This window comes from Methylobacterium sp. R2-1 (genome assembly GCF_014191355.1).
Classification (GTDB): Bacteria; Pseudomonadota; Alphaproteobacteria; order Rhizobiales; family Beijerinckiaceae; genus Methylobacterium.
On the sequence record NZ_JACHWM010000006.1, the window covers coordinates 294,271 to 316,582 of the forward strand.

Here is a 22,312-nt window from a genome sequence, read left to right on the forward strand (position 1 = left end):
ACCGGCATCGAATCCTGACTACGCCCGAGGCTTGAAACTCCGTCACCGACGCCGCTTTGCATCGTTCTGAAAGCCGCCGGACTTACGGACCGCCGTTATGCGCGCCCGCGAGGATCCCATTGCCTATGGCCATTCCGACCTTGTGCCATTGGCCAATCGTCACGTCGGAATCGCCGCACAACGAGACACGGCACGAGTGCTGCTTAACCCTCCGCTTACCTTGAGCCGCGAGATTGCGCGCCCACAGCGAGCATGAGGAAGGCATGACCGGCACCATGGACTCGGTAGGCGTCGCGGGCGAGCGGATCCGCTCCATCATCGAGCGCATCGAGCGCATCGACGAAGAAATCAAGGATTTGATGGAGACCAAGAAAGAGATCTTCGCCGAAGCGAAGGGCGAAGGCCTCGACGTGAAGGTGCTCAAGGAAATCCTGAAGCTGCGCAAGCAGGACAAGGACGAGCGCGACGAGCACGAGAGTCTTTTGGAGGTTTACCTTCGCGCCATGGACGCGCCGAGCCCGGCGTCAATGGCAGCGGCTGCCTGAAGCTTGAAGCCCCGTCCGGAGCGAAACCGGACGGGGCCGAACTTTCGGCGTTGATGGCCGACGCGCTTGCGGCGTTGCTCGGTGGCCGTATGAGCCGCGGTACCCATACGGGTCATGGCCGCAACCGTAGGGACCGCAGCCGTAAAGACCACAGCCGGCGTATCCGTAGCCACCGGCCAAGCGGTAACCGACGGCCCGGCGGCCGCGCCTTTCAGCGGCCCGAGGCCGCCATACCAGAACCGGGATCCGTAGCCGTAGCGCGACACATAGTAGCTGCGGCCGACGAACCCACGACCGCTGTAGCCGAAGCCCGGATGGCCGAAGCCGATGCCACGGAAACCACCGCCGTAGCCGCCGCGGAAACCAACCGCCACCGTGGAACCCGCCTCGGCGGACCCCACCACACCGCCACCGCCGAAGCCACGGCATCGGCGGTGCTCGGCATGGAAGCCGCTGCGGCGAGACGCCGTTGCCTCACTCTCTGCGGACAAAAGCGGTCGATCGCAAATGGGTTCTGATCAGCGCCAAACTTCCGCTTCCCGCCCAAAACAGCCATACTCCGTGCTAAGCGGGTTCATGTTCGAGACTTACCTGACCCGTTGGAATCTGACTCCTGATGGAGCGCCGATCGATACGCCCGCTGCCCGCCTCCTCCCTGTGCTGAAGGACGGCAAGCCAGCGATGCTCAAGCTGTCGCACGAGGCCGACGAACGGCTCGGCGGCGTGCTCATGGAATGGTGGGAAGGGGACGGGGCTGCGCGGGTTTTCGGCCGGGACGGCGATGCCCTGCTGATGGAGCGCGCGACGGGCTCCGCCTCCCTGAGCGAGATGGCTCGATCCGGGCAGGACGACGAGGCGTGCCGCATCCTCTGCGCCGCGGCGGCCCGCCTGCATGCGCCCCGCTCGAAACCGTTGCCGAAGCTGATGCCCCTTGAGGAGTGGTTCAAGGACTTATGGCCCGCAGCGGCTCGGCATGGTGGCATCCTCACCCGCAGCGCGGAAACGGCCTGCGCGCTCCTGACGGAGCCACGCGAGGTCGGCGTGTTGCACGGCGACCTGCACCACGACAACGTGCTCGATTTCGGCGCGCGGGGCTGGCTTGCCATCGACCCGAAACACTTGCACGGCGAGCGGGGATTCGATTTTGCCAACATCTTCACCAATCCCGACCTAGCGGACCCCGCGCGGCCCGTGGCGACGCAGCCTGGGCGCTTCGCACGCCGACTGGATATCGTGGCCGCAGCAGGCAGGATGGAGCGGCGACGCCTCCTGTCCTGGGTGCTGGCATGGACCGGCCTCTCGGCCTCTTGGTTCTTGGGCGACGACGATCCTCTCGCCGAGATCGACTTGCAGATTGCTGCGTTAGCTGCCGCCGAGCTGGATCGGTAGAGTAAACTCTGATTGAGCCGGAAGGCTTGCAGCCCACCGAGGTTGTGTGACGACGCAGGAGCGGCAGAAGGATCTCCCCTCGAACACCCTGCGCAGCACCGGGGTAGGCATGCTGGAGGCATCCGGACCGCCATCCAGAAGGCTTGGATGCCTTCCACGCAGATGATTGTTCTACAATTTCGGGGCGCTGCTGCGTTTTCACACCGCCTGCACCCGAAGCGGACGTCTCCCCTCCGACCCGAGCCTGCCGTAGAGAGCGCATCACACCGTCCTGGAAGCGGACATCGCTCGCTATCGAACGCAAACGCGTCCGCATGACCAGGGTCGACATCAACAGAGTGGGTCGGCGCTTCGCAACTGGGCGATGAGCCAGCGGCCGGCCGGCCCCGGGGGACGCTCCATCGGGTAGACCGTCCACATCGGCTGATGAAGGACAGCCTTCGGCAAGGCTGCAATGTCCAGCCGCACGAGGTGTCCGCTGGCGAGATCCTCAGTCACGAGGTCGTGCGGCATCCCGCCCCAGGCAAGTCCCGCGCGTAGAAAGGCTTGCTTGGCACCAAGGTCGGCAAGCCGCCAGCTTCGCGGCGACGACACCCCGAACTCCCGCCCCTTCGTCAGGTCGCTGCGGTCCGTCAACACCAACTGGACGTGCTCGGCGAGATCGGCGGTGGGGATCGGCCCCGTCCGGCGGACGAGAGGGTGCGTCGGGGCTGCGACCATCACCAGCTCGATCTGCCGCAGGGGCTCGCGGGCGAGTTCGGGCGGCGGCAGGGGCGTGGCCCCCGCGACCGCGAAGGCGCAGCGCCCATCGACGACCGGGGCGATCACCGCGCCACGGGTCTCCACCTGGATTCGCAGAGGAGTCGTGGAAAAGGTCGGCTGGAAGGCCGCAACGGCTTCCGTCACCACCTGGATCGGAAACAGCACGTCGAGCACGACACTGACCTCCGGCTCCAGCCCACCGGCCAAGTCCCTGGCCTGCGCCTTGAAGGTCTCGGCGGCCGCCACCGTCGCGCGGGCTTGGGCCAGCAGCACGCGGCCGGGCTCCGTCAGCACCGGGTAGCGACTGGAGCGGTCGAACAGCTTGACGCCCGATTGCGCCTCCAGATTGGCCAGGGACTGGCTGACCAGGGACTGCGCGCGCCCGAGCTTTCGCCCGGCGGCCGAGAAGCTGCCGGTGTCCACTGCAGCGACGAAGGTGCGGAGCTGGTCGAGGGTGAGGTGGTCGAGCATCCATCTGTCCATGTGATGGGATGCATCGAGAAACACAGGCTTCGGCGAGAAGTGAAAGGGGTCTACCCCGATCCCCACAGCCAATTCGCTCCCACTGCTTCGATCACGACCCTTTCACACCGGACCTTACCCATGTCGGACATCCTCACCCCCTCACCGGCCCCGTCGCATGCGCGCAACGTCGTCGCTTGGTCGCTGCAGGTTCTGCTCGCCGTCGTCTTCCTCGTAGCCGGCGGAGCCAAGCTCGCCGGGGTGCCGATGATGGTGGAAGTCTACGACCTCATCGGCGTCGGCCAGTGGTTCCGCATCGTCACCGGTCTCGTGGAAGTCTGCGGCGCCGGCGCCCTCCTCATCCCCGGCTATGCCGGCCTCGCCGCGCTCTGGCTCTCCTGCACCATTCGGCCACCTTGCGCTCGTTGATGCGGAAGTTCGTCAGCCAGGCCGGATCGGAGGCGTGGACGCCGCCATCGGCGCGCCGGTCGATGAGAGCCTGCACCTCGTCGAGGGTGGGATCGGACCGCGGGTGCCCCGCATCCGTCTTACCCGCCGTGGCGACGACGCGGGCGCGCCCACCCGGGATCGGGAAGATCACGGAGGGGCCGTCGCGATGCAGGTAGGTCGCGATCTCGTCGGGCGGAGGTGCTCCCGGACCGTCGAGGCGCACTGATGCTGAGGCACCTAGACCTGGGCGACGCCCGCCGAGCCGGAGGCGGACACGGATGCCGGTTGCGCGGGCCGGGAACAGGCCATTGTTTCGGTTGCCCTGGTCGAGGTTCACGTGCGGGCCTTCCACCTTCATCGTCACTGTAAAAGATTGGAAGAGATCAATTGTAGTTTGGGCGGAGAAGGTTTTTTAACACAGTGCGGCGGATGATGGGGGTAGGTGGAAACTGGGAGAATTGCAAGTGTCTAAGTTCACGTATGGGGCCGCATCTTTCGCCGGCGGAGTATTGTTGATGTTGTATGTGGCGCAACTGGCGCACAAAGCAACCAAGTTGGGCCACTCCATCTCCCACTTCATGATCACCGATAATTGGCAGATCACTGTGGCGGCGGCAGTAATGATGATAGCTGGATATCAGATCATGATGAAGGCAAAGAAAGAGGCGTAGTCAATTAGTCCGTACCCTACATTGGCTAAGCGTCGGCTCGGACAGGCATCTAAGTGGCGAGCATCGCTGATCGAGCAGTAAACCCCAAAATGCAAAGCGCAGTTGATCAAGTGCGCTTGCCACAAATGCTTCAGCGTCATCACTCTTTCCCACTTGTAGAATTTGCATATATTCGGTCGCCAACATACGAATCCGCGGCCTGGGATACTTACAATTGTAGTTTTCCAACAGGCGAGCACCTTCTTGCCTATCCGTTGCAACAAGGGCGCGAAAACCCCTGGCGAAGCTTGGCAATGGCAGGTATATTTTCATCCAAAGGGTGATTCGCAGCCAATAATGCAAAGGGCTTCCGCACATGTGGATGTCGCCACAGCACTTTCGCACCCGTTGCCAGCCTGATCTGCTTTGAGAGAAAGCGGGCTTCCTGACCCAAAACATGGGTATTCGCTCGGGGCGTTCAATTTGCGCTAACTATCTGCAGTGCAGGCTCGGCCTACCATTATGATTTGAACCTCAGTCCGCGCTAAGCCCTTGTGGCTGAGCGCTGAACTTTGCCTGCCTCAGGTAAAAGTGCGGCAGAGCAACGGGTGTAGATAGATTTTGGTCGTCGAACGGGAGCTTCGGAGGCGTCCCGCCTCTACAGAAGTAACGACTGCCGATCATACGGACTGCTGCTCTACATCTTCACGAACTCCTACTCTCCTCGAACGTCGGATGTCTTCTATGACGTGCAAGCCGGTAAGCTACTCGAAGTCGGCCGCGCAAGCATGGGGCACCGCCGCGGATCGCGTGCTCGAAGGTTACGGCGAATTCGATAATGGCTACAATATAGCTAAATATGCCAAGATGATTGCCACTGGAAAATCGATCAAAGACGGGATATCTGACGGCGCCGACTACTACAATGCAATAACAGACAGGCCAGGAGATCTCTCGGGAGCCCTCCGAAATGTGGGATCGATCGCGGGAACGTTGGGAAATGGTCTGAAGGGCGTCTCCGGTCTGTTCGCAGGCGCTTCGGTACTCGCTCTCATCGCCGGTCAGCCGGAGCTTGCGGTGCCACTTGGCGTAGCTTCCGCATCAACCGCGCTTTTGGGCGATACCCTGAAGCAGATTCAAGCTCTCGTCGACGACCATCGCGACGCCACCTCGAATTGCGCTCCCCCTCCGCCGAACGAGCCGGTGAGGAAGAGCGATCCCCCAGATCCGACCCGGATCCGCAAGGACCCGCTTATTCTCGATCTCGATGGGGACGGAGTCGAACTCAGCGCGGTCGACCGCCCGAAGGTCCAATTCGACTCGGACGGTGACGGCATTCTTGAGTCGACAGGATGGATCAAGCCAGGGGACGGCTTTCTTGCCTGGGACCGGGACCGCGATGGACGCATCGAGAGCCTTCAGGAGCTCTTCGGCAGCCAGACGGAAGACGGGTTCCAGGTTCTCTCCTATCAGGACTCGAACGGCGATGGCGTCATCGACCGGAACGACGCCGTCTGGTCCGAGCTCAAGGTATGGACGGACACCAACGTCAACGGCATCACCGACAACGGCGAGCTGATCTCGATCGAAGAGGCAGGCGTCGAGTCAATCGATCTCGGTGCCGCGCACGTTTCGATAATGAGCGGCGGCAACGAAATCATCCGACAAGGGCATTTTACGAAGCTAGACGGCACCGTGCAGGAAGCGGTCGCCGTCTTGTTCACTGTGGATACGTACCGCACTGAAGCCATCATTCCGGATGATTTCGTCTTCCCACCAGATGTCCTCGAACTGCCCGAACTCGCAGGTTTCGGACGTCTCGTGGATCTCTCCTATGCGATGGCATTGAGCCCGTCGTTGGCGGCGGCTGGGAAGGAATTGGTCCTCGAAGCCGGCAACTGGACGTCTTCTGAGTTCAAGCTGGCCTTCGGCTCGTTCATCCTCGACTGGGGCAAAGTCGGAGACATCGATCCGGCCTCCCGTGGGCCTTACGTCGACGCCCAGCACCTTGCCTTTGTCGAAGCCTACTACGGGCGCAGTTTCACGGACGGAATTGAACCCGGTTCGCCGATCGATTTCGCGACCGCGTCGGTTGTCAACCGAGCCTTTGCCGAGTTGGAGAATGCGCTGCTGCTGCGGTTTGCGTCCCAGATCGCAATCTCGACCTTGATGCTGTCGGACGACTTTGCAGCCTCGGCTTCCAACGACTTCTGGGCCTTGGGTTTGCTTTACTACGATCCCTCGACAGGGACGATCGAAGGAAATCTGGAGCGGGTCCTCTACGAAATCGTCGCGGCCATGCCGGACGATAGCTCGGCCGCCATCGAATTCCTGGACCGCACGGTGTCGCCGTTGCGCTCGCTCATGATCGAGCATTTCGAGGGCGCTACCGCACAGACCATCGCGGACATCTTCGATGACGGCCTCGTCGGGCTGGATGATCCGGGAATGAGGCAGTTTGTCATCGGCCGTCTAACCGGGACTCCGTCCGATCTCATTTTCGGAACTGACGGCAACGATCTGTTCACGCCGGACAACCCCTCCTCCTTCCGCGCATTCGACATCTTCGGCGGCGATGGGGACGACACCGTTCAGTTGAACGTCAAAACAATGTATTTCGGCAAGGGTGATGGACACGATACGATCAAGGACACTGTTGCCGCGACCGTGGCAAACATCGCTCTGCTCGGGATCACCCCTGACGATATCGAGGTTTCCTTCGACGCATCAACAGGACACGTCGATCTATATCTGAAGAGTTCACCGGCCGACCGGATCACCATCGAGGGCTTGCTGAATAGCGAGGGGCGGGTGCGAGGCGTCACGTTCGCCGACGGCACCCAATGGACGAAGGCTGACATTCTAGGACGTTTGGTCGCCAACCAAGCAACCTCAGGCAACGACACGATCGCCGGGACCGATGCCAGCGAGAGCGGCATAGTCGGCGGCACCGGCGACGACCGACTCGAAGGGGCGGGCGGCAACGACTCCTATGTCATACGGATCGGCGACGGCCGCGATGTCGTCGCTGAAACTGCCAGCCATGACAACGACTCGATCGTCTTCGAGGGCCGCACGAGCTCGACCTTGCGCGTCGTCAGGGACGGCGATGACGCCGTCCTCAGTTTCACCGACGGCAGCGATACGGTTCGCCTGACCGGCCAGTTTTACTACTCCTATTTCGGCTACTTCTTCGGCCAGCAGAGAGTCGAGAATCTGGTTTTCGATGACAAGACGCTGTCACAACACGATCTGCGACAGCTCTACATCGACCAAGCTTCGACCGCAGGTGCCGACGTCATTCGAGGTACGGAGGAAGCAGAGACGTTCGCAGCCGGCGCAGGGGCCGACCTCCTTACAGGAGGCGAAGGCGACGATATCTACGTCTGGAGAAAGGGCGACGGGAACGACACAGTGGACGACCGCGCCTTCGGCGCTGGCGACGTGTTGCGGCTGGAGGGTGTGTCCGCTGCGGAGGTGACGGTCACGAGGACAGGGGCGGACGCCCTTTTCCAGGTCGGAAACGAGACCGTCACCGTCGTCGGGCTCTTCTCCGGCAACCGCGACGCTACTCTGAGCCGCGTCATCCTTGAGGACGCCATCTGGACGCCGAGCGAAGTTGTCGTTCGGGCCTTGAGCGACCCGGCGAGCTTCCCGACGCTGTCGGGCACCGGCGGCGACGATACGATCGAAGGCACTGCTGGCAACGACCGGATCGTTGGAGGATACGGAAACGATGTACTGAAAGGCGCCGGCGGTTCCGATCACTACGTCGTAGGCGCGGGGGACGGAAACGATGTCATCGACGACCGAGGGATCGGCGGATGGCATGAGGTGGACAAGCTCGAACTCGGCGTCATGGCCGAGGATGTCGAGGGCACGTGGCAAGGGGCGGACATCAAGTTCCGCGTGTTGTCGACGGACCAGACGATCACGATCAAGAACTATGCGGACGGCATCGAACGCATGGAGTTTGCCGACGGCACGGTCTGGGACGAAGCCGACATCGTATGGCACGCCTGGAGGCGGGGTACAGAGGCGAATGACACCATCCGGGGCTCGGATGCCTCTGAGATCCTCTACGGCGGCCTCGGAGCGGACTTTCTAGAAGGAGGCGCCGGTGGTGACGGCTACGTCATCCGATCCGGCCACGGCAACGATACGATTTCCGATTACGACACGTTCGGTGGAGCATCCGGATCGGACACGCTTATCCTCGACGACCTTCTCTCCACGCAGATCGCACTGCTTAGGGACGGCTTCCATGAGACCGAGAATTCTTCCCTCAGCGGCGGGAAGAAGAACCATCTCATCGTCGCGAACCTCGTCACGGGAGAGCGCATCACGATCGAGCAGCAGCTCAACGGCTCGAACGGATCGCCCGGCATCGAGAAGATACAATTCGCTGACGGCATAGTCTGGGACAGAGCTGCGATCGAGAGCCGGGTCCGCTTCGACGCGACCAGCGGGAACGACATCATCCGCGACGGAGAGTTCGTAGCCCGCACGGACGTCTTCGTCGGTGGCCTCGGAGACGATCTGCTCGGCTCCGGGAACGGGGATGCGACCTACATCTGGCGCAAGGGCGATGGGAACGATCGGATCGAGCAATACGCGAGCCATTGGAGCCCCGGGAAAGGTACGCTCAACCTTGCCGATGTGCTGCCAAGCGAAGTCGTGCTCGAAAGGGCTTCGCAGACCGACGCGGATCTCTTCATCCGCATCGTCGCGACGGGAGAGGTGATCACGGATCGCTACCATTTCCAGTCGTCGGGGTTCGGCGTCCATGGTTTGGGGCGGATCGTATTCTCCGACGGGACGATCTGGACCAGAGAGACCTTCCAGTCGAAGATGATCGCCAACGGTTCGGGTGGGGCGGACCTCCTCGTCGGAGCGGGCACCGACGATACCGTGAATGCGGGAGCGGGCGACGATGACGTCCGCGGAGGAGCAGGCAACGACGTTCTCTTCGGCGAAGACGGCAACGACACGCTGCTCGGCGGTGAGGGCGACGATCAGGTTTCAGGTGGCTTCGGTGACGATCGCGTCTCGGGCGGTGCCGGGAACGACCTGCTGGAGGGGGGATCAGGAAACGACGTGTTGCTCGGCGGAACGGGCACCGACACGCTGGCTGGCGGCTCCGGTTCGGACCGCTACGAGATCAGATCGGAAGACGGCGTCGACGTCATCCAGGAGGGTCCCGCAGTCGCAGGCGGGGACACCGACGTCGTGCGTTTCGGCGCCGACATCCTGCCCGGAGAAGTCGAGTTTCGGCGCGTCGGAGACGACCTCGTACTGCGTATCGCCTCGAAATCGCTCGTCGTACACGTCACGGATCATTTCCTCGGGGAAGGCCGGGGGATCGAAGGCATCGAGTTCCTGTCGGATCCCGATGCCGCCCTGACCCGTTCGGAGATCGACCTGCAAGCGGAGAGCAACACCGCGACCGAAGGCGACGACGTGCTCGTCGGAACGTCCGGGACGGACGCGATCTTTGCGGCCGGCGGCCACGATCTCGTGGACGCTTCTACCGGCGACGATCTCCTCAATGGCGGGATGGGCAACGATCATCTCACCGGCGGAGCCGGCAGCGACCGTTACATCTATCGGCTGGGAGACGGATCCGACACGATCGTCGAGCTCGCTTCCGACGCCGGGGACGTGGACACCCTGGCTTTCGGCGTCACGAACATCGAGGATCTGGCCCTCAAACGGATCGGCGACGACCTCGAGATCACGGCCAAGGCAACCGGCGAGAAGATCGTCGTGGCTGGCCACTTCGTGGGCGGCGGAACAGGCATCGAGCAACTGACCTTCCTCGATGGGACGGTAGTGGAACGCCGGGACATCGACCGGCTGGATATCGTGAACGATGCACCGCTGGCGGTGAACGATGGAGGCCTCACTGCAAATCGCCATAGGCCGCAGATCTTCACCAGCGCCGAGTTGCTCGCCAACGATCGGGATGCGAACGGCGACCCCCTGACCATCGTCTCCGTCGAGAGCCTCGGCGGATGCACGGTCGAACTTCTCGAGAACGGCACGATATCGTTCACCCCATATTCCTGGGCCGGCGGCGAGCCGGGAAGATTCCGCTACACCGTTTCGGATGGGAGAGGCGGACTAGGCAGCGCAACGGCTACCGTAACGATCGACGAAACGGTCGAACCGCTCGATCTCGTCGGCACTGACGGGAACGACAGTCTCTTCGGCGCCCCTGGCAACGACACGCTCAGAGGTGGTTTGGGAGACGACCTCCTAGTTGGCGCAGCTGGATCGGACACCTACCACTTCGCTCCCGGAGACGGAGTGGACACTATCCAGGACGGTGGCGGAGAGGCCGACGTCGACGTCGTTCTGTTCGATCCAGGCATCGCCCCGGCTTCGATCGCGGTCTCGCGGGATTCACAGGACGCAGATTCGATCATTCTCACGGTCGGACAGACCGGAAGTTCCATCAAGCTGGCTGGCCAATTGGCCTCGCCTGAATCGGCCATTGAGGAAGTCCGCTTCTCCGACGGAACCGTCTGGACCGGCGAGGAGATCCGGGAGCGGCTCCTGGACGGAGCCAGCACGACCGGCGACGACGTGATCGAGGGAACCGGATTCGACGACGCGATCGATGCCAAGGCCGGCAACGATATCGTCCGGGCGGGTGGCGGAGACGATCTCGTCCAGGGAGGAGCGGGCGACGACGTCTTGGACGGCGGCCAGGGCTACGACGAAATCAGCTACGCGACAGCGACGTCGGGTGTCGATGTTCGCTTGGGAACGGGCGCAAGTCAGTCCACCGGTGGCGCAGGCAACGACACGATTACAAACTTCGAAGCGCTGACGGGATCGGCCTTTGCGGACCGTTTGCGGGGTGACGGGAGCGACAATGTCCTCACGGGCCTCGCCGGCAGCGACGTGTACGCCTTCCATGGCTATTTCGGACACGACGTGATCACCGACTTCTCGTCCGGTAGCGATCGTCTCGAGTTCTCCGAATCCGTCTTCGCAAGCATCGGCGCGGTGCTGACTGCGGCGTCCCAGGTCGGAAACGACGTCTTGATCGATGCGGGGGCGTACGGTTCCGTCATGCTGAAGGGCATGGCACTCTCCGCCCTGACGGAGGACCGGGTCGGTCTCGTTCCAAGCGAAGACAAAGCACCCGACATCATCAAGCAGTCTTCAATCGTCAATGTCGACGCCGCGAGTGCAGTCGCCATTCCTGCAGGAGCGTTCGATCTTGAAGAGCGGCCTGACATCGCCTCGTCCAGCTCGATCCCGCACGCCACGATACGAGCGACTGCCAGCGGGCAAGGCAGGGAATTCTATAGAGTTGAAGTCACTCAGGCAGGCAGGGCGATCTTCGATATCGACCAGGGATCGTTCGATTCCGTCATCGAACTCCTTGATGCCTCCGGTCAAACACTCGCATCGAACGACGACAGCGATACCGACCCGGGCAGCCTCAGCCTCAACAGCCTCATCGACTACAACTTCGCCGAACCGGGGACGTATTATCTTGCAGTAGGCAGCTATGGCGGCAGCGGCGGGTCGCTGGCAGCGGGGGACACATACGTCCTCAACGTCTCCTTGGAAGGTGCCCAGCTCAACGGGGATCCGCCGGAGATCGTCGTTCAAGGCGGCACTGTCGCGGAAAACTCGATCGGCGGAACGATCGTGGCTGTGCTCTCGGTGGAGCGCCCGCTCGTTGGGGCCCAGTACGGCTTCACGTTGCTGGGAACGAGCGATCTCTTCGAGATCGTCGGCAACGAGATCCGCGTCAAAGCGGGAGCCGTGCTGGATCACGAGGATCGCGCCTCGCACGACCTCGCCGTTCGGGCTATCGACACCGCCGGCAACGCGATCGACCGGATCGTGGATCTGACCGTCGGCAACGTGAACGAAGCTCCCCGACCCGGCTTGGAATCGATAGCAGCGGTGAGTGCGGAAGATGCGGACGCCACTGGCAGCCTAGCCCCGGCAACCGACCCGGAGGGCGATGCGACGACGTTCAAACTCGTTGCCGGCTCGGCCATCCACGGTGCCGTCACGATCGATGCAGCTACCGGTGCCTACACGTTCAGGCCGGACGCGGACTTCAATGGTTCTGCTGGCTTCCGCTATGTCGTGAGCGACGGTTTGCTCGACAGCAGCGAGGTGTCGGTAACGATCCAAATCACCCCTGTGAACGACGCTCCAGTAGTTGCCGGATCGGTTTCACTCGAGGTCGACGAGGACATGTCGGTGTCGGGCAGCGTCCGTGGCACCGATGTCGACGGCGACACGCTGGCCTATACGGTGAAGTCGGGCGCCGGTCCGGTCCTGGGTTCCGTCTCGCTCGCAGCGGACGGTGAATTCACCTATACGCCCGCCGCCAACGCTCATGGCAGCGACACTTTCACGATCCTCGTCTCCGACGGGCATGGCGGTACGAGCGAGCAGATCGTCGTGGTGACGGTCAAGGCCATCAACGATGGCCCGTCGGTAGCTCCCGCCGCAAGTCTGCAGACGAGCGAGGACATCTCCATCACAGGATCCGTGGTCGCGACGGACGTCGATGGGGACGCGCTGAGCTACTCCGTGAAGGATGGCTCAGGCCCAACCAAGGGCAACGTGACCTTCGGCCCGGGGGGAAGCTACACCTACACACCGGTAGCGAACGCAAACGGGAGCGATGCCTTCACGGTGACGGTCTCGGACGGGAGGGGTGGGACTGCCGAGCAGACGGTCTCCGTCTCCATCGCAGCCGTCAACGATGCGCCCTCCACCGTTTCCTCATCAAGCCTCCAGGTGGTCGAGGACACCGCAAAGGCCGGCAGCGTCGTGGCTACCGACGTCGATGGAGACGTACTCGCATATGCCGTCAAAGCGGGAGCCGGTCCTTCGAGGGGTACGATCACCTTCGGAACCAACGGCGCCTTCATCTATACGCCGATCGCAAACGCCAACGGGAGCGATGGCTTCACGGTGACTGTCTCCGATGGGAAGGGAGGGATTGCCGAGCAAGTCATCACGGTCGCGATCGCGGCTGTAAACGATGCTCCCCAGGCGGTCGCCGATACCGCGAGCGCCGGCGAGAACGAAGCGAAGGTCTTGGACCCGGTGGCCAACGATACCGACGTCGACGTCGGCGACACCAGAAGCTTGGTCTCATTCTCCGTAGCCAGCGTCAGCGGCGTCCCCGGCGGGCTCACATCCAGCACAGCCCAGGCGGCTTTCTCGATCCAGGCCGGAAAGCTCCACTTCAACCCTGGCACGCAGTTCGATCCCTTGGTTTCCGGGCAAAATGCCACTGTCGTCATCGACTATCTCGTCGAGGATGCAGCTGGCGCCAGATCGACCGGGAGCCTGACCCTCACGGTCATCGGGGCTGACGAAGCCTCTTCCGGCGGCACCACCGGTGCCGATACCCTCTTCGGCACTGCCGCAGCGGACACGATCCGTGGTCTCGCCGGCGACGACATCATCTGGGGCCGCGACGGCAACGATCTGCTCTACGGCGACGCCGGCAATGATCAGCTGAATGGAGAGAACGGCAACGATCTTCTGGATGGCGGAACCGGTGGCGATGCCATGGCAGGTGGGGCGGGCAACGACATCTACTACGTGGACGCCGCATCCGACACAGTTTCCGAAGCGGCCGGTGCCGGCATCGACGAAGTGCGTACGACACTCGCCAGCTACACGCTTGGCGCCAACGTGGAGTATCTTTCATACCTTGGAGCTGGAGCGTTCACAGGGGTAGGAAACAACCTCGACAACATGCTCACCGGCAACGGAGGGAACGACAGTCTCACCGGAGGCGCCGGCAACGACGTGTATTATGGGTTAGGTGGCAACGACTTCTTCTTCGGAGGGGCCGGTAGCGACGCACACAACGGAGGCGATGGCTTCGACACCGTCGATTATAGCGCCGCGACCCAAAGCGTTCGCGTAGACTTGCTTGCACCGGGATCCAACACTGGTGACGCAGCCGGCGATACGTTCATGTTCATCGAACAATTCGGCCTCTCGGCCTACAATGACATTTTCTTCGGATCGGCGGGGATCGACTACGTTTACGCTCAAGGCGGCAATGACACGCTGAACGGTGGAGGCGGCGACGACTGGCTTTCCGGTGGCGCAGGTGCGGACCATCTCAACGGTCAGGATGGCTTCGACACCGCGGACTACACGGGAGCTTCGGCCGCGGTCACGGTGGACCGCATTACCGCAGCCAACAGCCTCGGCGACGCGAAGGGCGACACGTACGCAAGCATCGAGCGCTTCCACCTGTCCCAGTTCAACGATCGCTACGTGGGGTCGTCGGCCGACGAGTACATCTACGGCAATGGAGGCAATGACACGCTGCTCGCCGGTGATGGCAACGATTGGCTGATCGGAGGCGCCGGTGCCGACGCTCTCACAGGCGGGAACGGCTACGACTATGCCAGCTACTTCTCAGCGGGCGCAGCGGTGGTCATCGACCGAGTCACGGCGAGCAACAGCGCCGGCGAGGCGGCAGGCGACACCTTCGTCACCATCGAGGCTTTCCAGCTTACAGCGAGTTTCGGTGACCGCTTCGTCGGCGGCAGCGGAGCCGAGACGGTTTTTGGTGGTGGTGGCAACGACACGCTGATCGGCAACGGTGGCAACGACTTCCTGGACGGCGAGGAGCAGAACGATATGCTCACGGGCGGTTCCGGTGCGGATACGTTCGCCTTCTACGAGCGAGGGTTCGGCAAAGACACCGTATCGGACTTCGTGAGTGGCGATATCATCGAGTTTTCGACTTCGGCCTTTAGTAGTTTCGCCGACGTTCAAGCCAAGACTACACAGATTGGTTCGAATGCCGTTATCGCGCTCGATATCGACAACACGGTGACGCTACAAAACGTCCTTGCCACCAGCCTCAAGTCGACTGATTTTCATTTCGTCTAAGCCTGCCAGCTACACCCGCGCACGAGAGGGAGGCGATCGGAGCTGTCTCCCTCTCCGTCAAGGTCGCCTTCGTCGCCACCGTGAAGCGGATGCCTTCCCAGGCGCGCATGCTCGCTGTGGCGGGCCCTGCCGCCGCCCCCTGTTCGCCAGCGTCGGCTTCACCTTCCTTTATCCGGAGGCAGCTCGATGAGCGCCACACCCTCGCCGCGGTCTTCGAGCGCCGCGTCGCCGGAGCTCTACGAGGCATCCTGCCCGTGACCGAACCGCTCGGTGAAGCGCTGGTCTAGGTCGATGATACAGCGTCCGAGCAGGGAGGCTTGAAGGGCTGCCACGGTTGATTTCCCGGCCCCACCGGGCCCAATGAGCAACAGCAAGGCATCGTTCGCCCGGGATTTGCGCTGCTCGATCTCGACCGCCATCAGGATGTCCTCGCCACTCGGCCTCGTCGGCAATTCGCGCGAGATCGTATGCCATCCAGCCAGGATAGCGCCCGAATGACAGCCATGACACGCTTCACGCTTGGTGTCGCGATTTGGACGAGCGGCGCTGTCTTGCTGCTTTACGTAGCTATCGTTCTTATCGACCGCCTAGGCGACGGTCGTCGGACGTACGGCGTTGTATTTGAGGATAACTGGCACGTGACGCTGCCGGGCCTGGCGCTGACATTCATTGGCTACCGCATCATGTCACGTGCGCACTTGTTGAAGTGACAGCCCGCTCGCTCCAGTCGCGAACGTCTTGTGCTCTGATTACGACCGGGCGATCGCGCGGTTTGCGCGTTCGGAGGCCGAAGCCGACACGTGGCTGGAGGGGTTCGCCGACGACACCTATCAGGCCGAAGAGCATGCGGTCGATGCGGACGGCGCCGATCACATCATCGACGAGCCCGGCGAGCAGTACTTCAACGCTCGTCAGGGCATGAAGATCGTCGTGAGACTTCGTCGGGCGCGCGACGGCATTGATTGGATCGTCGGCAGCCCGCATCGCAAACTTCTCGTCTACGTGCTGGCGGAGCTTGTCGCCGAAAGTCCTCGTTCGCCGAAGCTTGCGGAGCTGGAGTTCCTGCTCAAGCACGCGGAGGATTGGGTTCGCGACCAAGCGTGGTGCGCCGTCCAGCTGCATTGGAACGACGGCTTGAGTGATTTCCTAATGGCGGAACTGGCCCGATCCGATTTGAAGAGCGTCAGTCATCGGCAACGCCTCGTAGAGATCGCCGCGGTCCATAGCGGGGCCGGGGACCCCGTTCCCGATCTCATCCAAGTCTTGGGAGGGGCTTCATCCGAGCGGCGCCTAGAGATTGTGTATGACGTAATTGCGACGAAGCTCGATGATGATCTGAAGGGCAAGGTCGGCGTCGCGACGTGGCGTGCTCGTGCGGATCGGCTGGCCCAGAATCTCGGTGAGGCCGAACGCGGACTGGCCAATGGCTTGATCGACATCATGACGGGCGGGGAGATCCGGGCTGTGGCATCGGTGCTGCCGGGGCCAGCCCGGAGCCTGGTGACTTCTATCCTGCAAACCTGTTCGATCGATCTGGCCGGTCCGCTCGCGTGTCTGGCGGGTGCAGCGGGTCTCGATATCGCGGCGGCTGCGGAACGGCTGCTCTCGACCGATGACGCGCGCGACGGCCAAGCGGCGATCCAAGCGCTGCAGATCGCCAATGGCGTCGACCTGCGCACGTCTCTGCGAAAGGCTCTAGCACATAGGCGCTATGATGTTCGCCGAGAAGCGCTTCGCGCGCTCGTGCCCGACGCGACGCCCGATGAGCGGAAGCATCTGATTTCGGTCGCCGGCGACGACAGCGCAGATATGCGATTGGCGTTTGCGCGTCTCATGCAGGAGCATCTTTGGCCGGAGGCCGTCGACCCTTTGACGGAATTGCTTGCGGATACGCGAAACTTCGGCAGCCCTTCGCCGATGGGAGGGGCGTGGTCTCGGTTCAGCGTCGCTCGGGCTGCGGGCCAAGCCCTTGGAGTATTCAAAGGACTACCGGTCAGCGCCATTGATGCTCTGCTTGACGCGGCCTGCGGACACTCTGCCGACCCGTTCGTTGCGTGCGCCGCCTTGTGTGCGTTGGCGAAACAGGACGATGCACGCATCACTCCAGTCTTGCTGGCGGCGCTCGAAAGCGCCGGCCTGGCAGGCGACGCCGCCTATAGGCCCAGGGCGCAAGCTGCCGCTTGGGCGCTCTGCGACCGTGCGACGGGTGAAAAGCTCGACGCGTTGGATCCTGACGCAGTACGCGTCGCGCAATGCGATACGTCGGTGATTGCCGGCCCGCTCTTGGTCGCCTTCGGCGCGCTGGGCGGTGAGCCCCGTGAAAAGGTGCTTCGGGAGCTGCGCGCTGGCAAGAAGTTCGAGCGCGAGACGCTTGTCAGAACGACTGCCGTAGCTGTCGACAAGATCGACGGACTGGTTCTGGATGACCGTGAGCAAATTCTGTAGCGACTGGCGCGAGGCGAGGCCTTGGATGCGCTAAACCCGTTTGAACGCGCCATGGTCGAGAAGTGGAGCCAAGCGCTCGATGTCGACTCGGGATTCGAGCGATTTACCGCTTGGGTCGCCGACGCCGCGTTTGGATTGCCGCTGTCGGAGGAGATCGACGGTATCCGGGCGTTCGACCTCCCCGAGCGGATCGGCGTCATGACCCTGCGCTCCATGTCGCCATACAGGGAGGAAGAGGCCGGTCTCGACGACGGGACGTGAGTCTCGGAATGCATTTGGATTGTTGTGTCTTCACGCCACGCTGTGAAGACACAGACCTGTCGGCGCTGCAAGGGGTAGTCTTGGAGCAGGCTCGACCATTCTAGTGCTTCGCCAGGGGCGCCGCCGGTAGTCCGGAATTCGGCCATTCACAGTCTTCGCTTGGTTTTCACAGTACGGCTGGTTTTATGGCCGACTCAAGAACCAGCGAACGATTAACTTTGAGTCCGCGTTGCTGCCGCATCGAGGCCGCCACCTCAACGGCCGCTATCCCGACCTCGGCATCGAAGAGCCGACAGGCAGGAATCCACCCCTCATGGTTGTCCGATCTCAAATTGGACTGCTAGGAAGCGGACGTTCCCAAACCCTGCTTAGGTCATGAGTTCTCGCTCCACCCGGCCAACAAAGCACTAGGAACTGCCCTCGTTGGCTGGTGCACTGGGAGCCAGACATAACGCAGTTGCACCAGCCCGGCGTTCTCAAGCCGCACGAACCATCGAGAGAAACCGGTCAACCTCCTCGGTCAGCTGCTCCGACTGTCGCGACAACTCCGAGGCCGCACCCAGCACCTGACTAGCAGCGGCGCCCGTTTCCTCGGCAGCACCTGCCACACCGGCGATGTTGCCCGTGACCTCGCCCGTCCCCGCCGCCGCTTGAGCAACGTTGCGCACGATCTCCTGCGTGGCCGCGCCCTGCTCCTCCACCGCTGCGGCGATGGAGGTAGCAACATCCGCGATCTCGCGGATGCGCGCAGAGATCCCGTCAATGGACTGCACGGCCTGCTCGGTCGAACCTTGGATGTGGCCGATCTGCCGGCTGATCTCGTCCGTGGCCCGCGCCGTCTGGTTTGCCAGCTCTTTCACCTCGGCGGCCACCACCGCAAAGCCGCGGCCAGCCTCGCCGGCCCGGGCGGCCTCGATCGTGGCATTCAAAGCCAGCAGGTTCGTCTGGCTGGCGATCGTCGATATCAGCGTCACCACGTCCCCGATCCGGGCCACCGCACCGCTGAGCTCCTGCACCAGAGCCGCCGACTGGTTGGCTTCGTTGACGGCGACACGCGCAAGAGTCGTCGAGCCATCGACCTGCCGGCCGATCTCCCGCACCGAGGCGCCGAGCTCTTCCGCCGCCGCTGCGACGGTGTTGACGTTGCTCGCCGCCTCTTCCGCGGCAGCCGCGACTGTCGTCGACTGGGCAGCGGTCTGCGCGGCTGTCGCCGTCATCTGCTGGGCGGTGGCTTGAAGCTCGGTGGCCGACGACGAAACCATGCCGACGATCCCACCCACCGCCTGCTCGAGGCGGCCAGCCATCTCGCGCAGCGTTGCCTTACGCTGCTCTTCAGCGGAAGCGCGCGCGAGCGTCGTCTCCACTTCCAGTGCCTTCATCCGGATGAGGCCATCCTTGAACACCTCCACGGCTCTAGCCATTTCGCCGACCTCGTCCCGGCGCTGGGCGCCAGCCACCTCGACTTCGAGATCGCCGCCCGCAAGCCGTCTCATGACCCCGGTCATGCCGGTAATCGGACCGGTCACGCGCCAGCGCACGATGACGAAGCCGACGACAGCCAAGACGAGGGCGACTGCCAGCAGGCCGATCTCGCCGGCCAGCCGGCTGACGGCCGTACTCTGCCGGGCCTCGGCGTGGGTGCGAGCCATGCTCATCACAGCATTCGGGATTGCCGTGAGCGCATCCAGCCCCTCGTTGCCGAGTCGGTCGAGCTCGTCGTTGCCAATGCTTGGCGGCCGCTTGGCCGCGGCATCCTCGTAGGCGGCAGCGCGAACACGCTCGAAGCTTCCGAAGGTGACGGCCTTTGCCGTTTTGGCCAGTGCCACCAACTCGCTTGGTGCGCCGGGGCGTGCGAGAAGCTCGTTGAGCACGGACCAGTTCACGAGTGCCCGGCCACGCAGATCGGCCATCTTGCGGTCCGCTTCGGGGGAGACCTCACCCTTGCTGCGCACTTCCGCCAGGATCGTGCGCTCCAGACCAACCCCATCGCGAGCGAGCCAGGCGGCCTGCTTGACAGCCATCAGCTCAGCCGTGGTGGTGTCCACCATTCGGATCGCTTCGCCGAGCGCGACCGACATCTTCTCCAGTCTGTCGATCACCTCCGTGGCGGCGGCATTGTACTCGCGGGTCAGGCCCACCCGACGCTGCTCCAGCGGAAGCGTGAGCGCGATGTCGGCTTCCTTCTGAAGGGCAGCGAAGCGCTCGACGCTCGCGGGCAGGCCCGCGGCGATGTCGGGGCGTCCGCTCGTGCAGTCGACGGACGCGCAGAGTGCGATGACGCGCGCCGTGGCCGGGTCAGCCTTCTGACGTGCCGTCACAAGCGAGCTGCGGAAGGCGTCGGAGGTGAGCGCCTTGGCCTCGAGCGCCACCCGGACAGGGCCACGCTGGGTCCGCGTGTTCTGCAGCGCCGTGAAGACCTCGTATCCCGCCTCGGCCACTTGCGTGACGGCTGAACTCTCTCGAAGCTTCTCCACCTCGCGGTAGATCGGGGTGCCCACAGCGACGACGACCAGAGCGGTCATGGACCCGAACAGAACCTGCAGGGTCGTTCCGATCTTCGGCGAAAAGCGCATCGAGGCCATAAGGTATTCCGCTCAGAAGCGGGGCCTGAGTAACCGCCGCGGTCCGCAGCTTGAGCGAAAATGTTGAACCGAAGCTTATCTCCTGGGTGATTAGATGCGGTCCAGAGCCGAAAGGCCCGTCTCAAAGTCATCGCGAATTGTTTCGAATGCGAGCCGGGATTGAGGGGCTGGCCGGCATATCCAACCCCGATACGAGCCGGGCGGAAAGCTCGCTAGAATCAAAACCGAGTCAAAGATTACGAGGCCCCGCTTCGACAGAAGTTCGCATGCAGTTTGTTCGGCTGTGCGCCACTTGCAGGCCTTCGCGTTCGAGCGGCGGCAGGTCCGCTGCCGGATATTAGAGCAGGACCGGATGTGAAAGCGTGGCTCCCCACCGTGGGGTTCGCCGGTTGGCGTCTGACCATCGACGGGTTCGAGATTGGCATCGCGCTGCCCTCGGGCCACCATGCGAATCAACACCCAAACCACCGCTCAGCACCAAAAGTGCGGAAGAACCAAAGTTGCACGCAGAAACACACTTTCGGCAAAGCCGTGGCCTCGCCGAGTGGCAGCCCGAGCAGGGCCGTTGCCTAATCCACGGTCCGTTCAGGTGTCTCGCCGATCCTCAGACGCCAGCAGAGCTCACCATCGTCTGCCGTGACTTCGACATACCAGCCAGGGACGAACTCCGCGCCGAAGCGAGCGTAGCCTTCGTGGCGCTTGGCCGTTGCCAAGCCCATCTCCAGCGCCGCTTGGCGGTCGGGTAGAACCACACCTTCGGCATCGCGCATCATCAAGTCATCGGGCGACACGACGTGGAAATAGAAGACAGGCACCCCTACGCCTCACAGATGGCTGTATGCCAGCCGAATTGGCCTGAGCTATAAATCCTAGCCCAGGATTTGGTTCAAAAGGCCAGCGGAATCGTGCGGTGGCCTTTCAGTTGGTCGAATTCCATGTTTGGTCCCGGCCTTTGGTGGAGCGGGTTTGACCTGAAGCGACTGGGCTCGGCGGACCACGCATTGTAGATGGCCTCGTAGGGTGTAAGGTGTCGACGCATCGGGGATCTATGACGGGCGCCGACTTGATGCACGCGTGAACGCGCGCAGGCCGGCGTTGGCACCTTGGCCCCCATCGCGACCATCACACGCTTAGAGCCGTTCCCGCTTACGTAGCGACGGCCAAGTCGTTGTCGTAGCCGGCGGCCGCGAGGCCGTTGCGGCAGTCGTCTGGGGTGAAGCGGGTGAAGGCCTGCTGGATGGCGTCCCAGAGGTCAGGCACGGTGCGGGCGGCTGCGGTCCGCAACAGTGCTTTCAGCTTGGCGAAGATCTGTTCGATCGGGTTGAACTCGGGGCTGTAGGGCGGAAGGTAGAGCAGCCGCGCGCCGGCCGCCTCGACCCGCTCGCGGATGCCGCTGACTTTGTGAGCTTGCAGGTTGTCGAGGATCACGGTGTCGCCGGGCCGCAGCACGGGGACGAGGTGGCTGGCGACGTAGTCGCGAAAGCGCTGGCCGTTGGTCGCGCCATCCGTCAGGTCGAAGGCGCACGGGCCCGTGGTGCGCAGAGCGGCGGTGACAGTCGTCGTTTTATAATGGCCCTGCGGTACGAGGAGCCGGCAGCGCTCGCCGCGCGGGGCGCGGCCGTAGCGGCGGGCCATGTTGGTGGCGGTCGCCGTCTCATCGAGGAAAACGAGCTTGTCGGGGTCGAGGTCGGGCTGAGCCTCGAACCACGCCTCACGCGCCGCCTTCACGTCGGCCCGCTCTTGCTCAGCCGCGTACAGCGCCCCTTTATGGATGGCCCGCCCCTCACCCGGGCTGCGCTGCTAGGCTTGCAGGGTAGCCGAGATGAGGAAGGGAGCGGGACGATGACGATCGCGG

Annotated in this window: 13 protein-coding genes and 2 pseudogenes; 9 read left to right on the top strand and 6 right to left on the bottom strand. The window is 63.1% G+C overall.

Features of this window, described 5'->3' with window-relative positions; translation table 11 throughout:
* Positions 1-263 precede the first annotated feature (263 nt).
* The 3 genes from FHU13_RS11295 to FHU13_RS11305 all read left to right on the top strand — a co-directional run bounded on the left by FHU13_RS11295 (position 264) and on the right by FHU13_RS11305 (position 1,934).
* The gene (locus tag FHU13_RS11295; protein WP_183435937.1) at positions 264-545 is read left to right on the top strand and encodes a DUF2312 domain-containing protein; all 282 of its coding nucleotides are present in this window, start codon (positions 264-266) and stop codon (positions 543-545) included.
* 314 nt (positions 546-859) lie between these two features.
* On the top strand, positions 860-1,063 hold the full coding sequence (locus FHU13_RS11300) for a hypothetical protein (protein WP_183435938.1): 204 nt from the start codon (positions 860-862) through the stop codon (positions 1,061-1,063).
* 58 nt (positions 1,064-1,121) lie between these two features.
* Complete coding sequence (locus tag FHU13_RS11305) at positions 1,122-1,934, top strand: aminoglycoside phosphotransferase family protein (protein WP_183435939.1); 813 nt, start codon at positions 1,122-1,124, stop codon at positions 1,932-1,934.
* Between the two features lie 330 nt (positions 1,935-2,264).
* On the opposite strand, the gene FHU13_RS11310 is transcribed toward FHU13_RS11305, so the two are convergent.
* The gene (locus tag FHU13_RS11310) at positions 2,265-3,167 is read right to left on the bottom strand and encodes a LysR family transcriptional regulator (protein ID WP_183435940.1); all 903 of its coding nucleotides are present in this window, start codon (positions 3,165-3,167) and stop codon (positions 2,265-2,267) included.
* Between the two features lie 132 nt (positions 3,168-3,299).
* Here FHU13_RS11310 and FHU13_RS11315 point away from each other — a divergent pair, with 132 nt between their 5' ends.
* The gene (locus FHU13_RS11315) at positions 3,300-3,587 is read left to right on the top strand and encodes a DoxX family protein (protein WP_183435941.1); all 288 of its coding nucleotides are present in this window, start codon (positions 3,300-3,302) and stop codon (positions 3,585-3,587) included.
* On the opposite strand, the pseudogene FHU13_RS27730 reads toward FHU13_RS11315, so the two are convergent.
* A pseudogene (locus FHU13_RS27730) lies at positions 3,556-3,837 on the bottom strand (FAD-binding monooxygenase); the annotation flags it as partial. The gene FHU13_RS11315 and the pseudogene FHU13_RS27730 overlap by 32 nt on opposite strands.
* A gap of 235 nt (positions 3,838-4,072) precedes the next feature.
* Here FHU13_RS27730 and FHU13_RS11325 point away from each other — a divergent pair.
* The gene (locus FHU13_RS11325) at positions 4,073-4,279 is read left to right on the top strand and encodes a hypothetical protein (protein ID WP_183435943.1); all 207 of its coding nucleotides are present in this window, start codon (positions 4,073-4,075) and stop codon (positions 4,277-4,279) included.
* Between the two features lie 723 nt (positions 4,280-5,002).
* The gene (locus FHU13_RS11330; RefSeq protein ID WP_183435944.1) at positions 5,003-15,169 is read left to right on the top strand and encodes an Ig-like domain-containing protein; all 10,167 of its coding nucleotides are present in this window, start codon (positions 5,003-5,005) and stop codon (positions 15,167-15,169) included.
* 236 nt (positions 15,170-15,405) lie between these two features.
* Here FHU13_RS11330 and FHU13_RS11335 read toward each other — a convergent pair whose 3' ends face one another.
* Positions 15,406-15,588: a shikimate kinase gene (locus FHU13_RS11335; RefSeq protein ID WP_183435945.1), complete on the bottom strand. Its 183-nt coding sequence runs from the start codon at positions 15,586-15,588 to the stop codon at positions 15,406-15,408.
* Positions 15,589-15,663: 75 nt separating this feature from the next.
* Here FHU13_RS11335 and FHU13_RS11340 point away from each other — a divergent pair, with 75 nt between their 5' ends.
* From FHU13_RS11340 to FHU13_RS11350, 3 genes are read left to right on the top strand one after another with little or no spacing between them, the layout of a single operon-like run.
* Positions 15,664-15,879 carry a hypothetical protein gene (locus FHU13_RS11340; RefSeq protein ID WP_183435946.1) on the top strand — a complete coding sequence of 72 codons (216 nt, stop codon included), beginning with the start codon at positions 15,664-15,666 and terminating at the stop codon, positions 15,877-15,879.
* A 28-nt stretch (positions 15,880-15,907) separates the two neighbouring features.
* Positions 15,908-17,614 (top strand): HEAT repeat domain-containing protein, encoded by a 1,707-nt coding sequence (locus FHU13_RS11345; protein WP_183435947.1) that lies wholly within the window; start codon positions 15,908-15,910, stop codon positions 17,612-17,614.
* A gap of 51 nt (positions 17,615-17,665) precedes the next feature.
* Positions 17,666-17,875 (top strand): hypothetical protein, encoded by a 210-nt coding sequence (locus tag FHU13_RS11350; RefSeq protein ID WP_183435948.1) that lies wholly within the window; start codon positions 17,666-17,668, stop codon positions 17,873-17,875.
* 476 nt (positions 17,876-18,351) lie between these two features.
* Here the strand turns inward: FHU13_RS11350 and FHU13_RS11355 are convergent, their stop codons facing one another.
* The 3 genes and pseudogenes from FHU13_RS11355 to FHU13_RS11365 form a co-directional block, all read right to left on the bottom strand.
* Complete coding sequence (locus tag FHU13_RS11355) at positions 18,352-20,457, bottom strand: methyl-accepting chemotaxis protein (RefSeq protein WP_246714611.1); 2,106 nt, start codon at positions 20,455-20,457, stop codon at positions 18,352-18,354.
* Between the two features lie 569 nt (positions 20,458-21,026).
* Positions 21,027-21,272, bottom strand: a complete 246-nt coding sequence (locus tag FHU13_RS11360; RefSeq protein WP_183435949.1) for a DUF6894 family protein — start codon at positions 21,270-21,272, stop codon at positions 21,027-21,029.
* Positions 21,273-21,603: 331 nt separating this feature from the next.
* Positions 21,604-22,224: pseudogene (locus FHU13_RS11365) on the bottom strand (IS630 family transposase); the annotation flags it as partial.
* Positions 22,225-22,312 lie beyond the last annotated feature (88 nt).

Coding starts and splice junctions, on each gene's coding strand:
- FHU13_RS11310 (WP_183435940.1), bottom strand. CDS start 3,167: ATGCTCGACCACCTCACCCTCGACCAGCTCCGCACCTTCGTCGCTGCA.
- FHU13_RS11350 (WP_183435948.1), top strand. CDS start 17,666: ATGGTCGAGAAGTGGAGCCAAGCGCTCGATGTCGACTCGGGATTCGAG.
- FHU13_RS11355 (WP_246714611.1), bottom strand. CDS start 20,457: ATGGCCTCGATGCGCTTTTCGCCGAAGATCGGAACGACCCTGCAGGTT.
- FHU13_RS11335 (WP_183435945.1), bottom strand. CDS start 15,588: ATGGCGGTCGAGATCGAGCAGCGCAAATCCCGGGCGAACGATGCCTTG.
- FHU13_RS11305 (WP_183435939.1), top strand. CDS start 1,122: ATGTTCGAGACTTACCTGACCCGTTGGAATCTGACTCCTGATGGAGCG.
- FHU13_RS11340 (WP_183435946.1), top strand. CDS start 15,664: ATGACAGCCATGACACGCTTCACGCTTGGTGTCGCGATTTGGACGAGC.
- FHU13_RS11300 (WP_183435938.1), top strand. CDS start 860: ATGGCCGAAGCCGATGCCACGGAAACCACCGCCGTAGCCGCCGCGGAA.
- FHU13_RS11295 (WP_183435937.1), top strand. CDS start 264: ATGACCGGCACCATGGACTCGGTAGGCGTCGCGGGCGAGCGGATCCGC.
- FHU13_RS11330 (WP_183435944.1), top strand. CDS start 5,003: ATGACGTGCAAGCCGGTAAGCTACTCGAAGTCGGCCGCGCAAGCATGG.
- FHU13_RS11315 (WP_183435941.1), top strand. CDS start 3,300: ATGTCGGACATCCTCACCCCCTCACCGGCCCCGTCGCATGCGCGCAAC.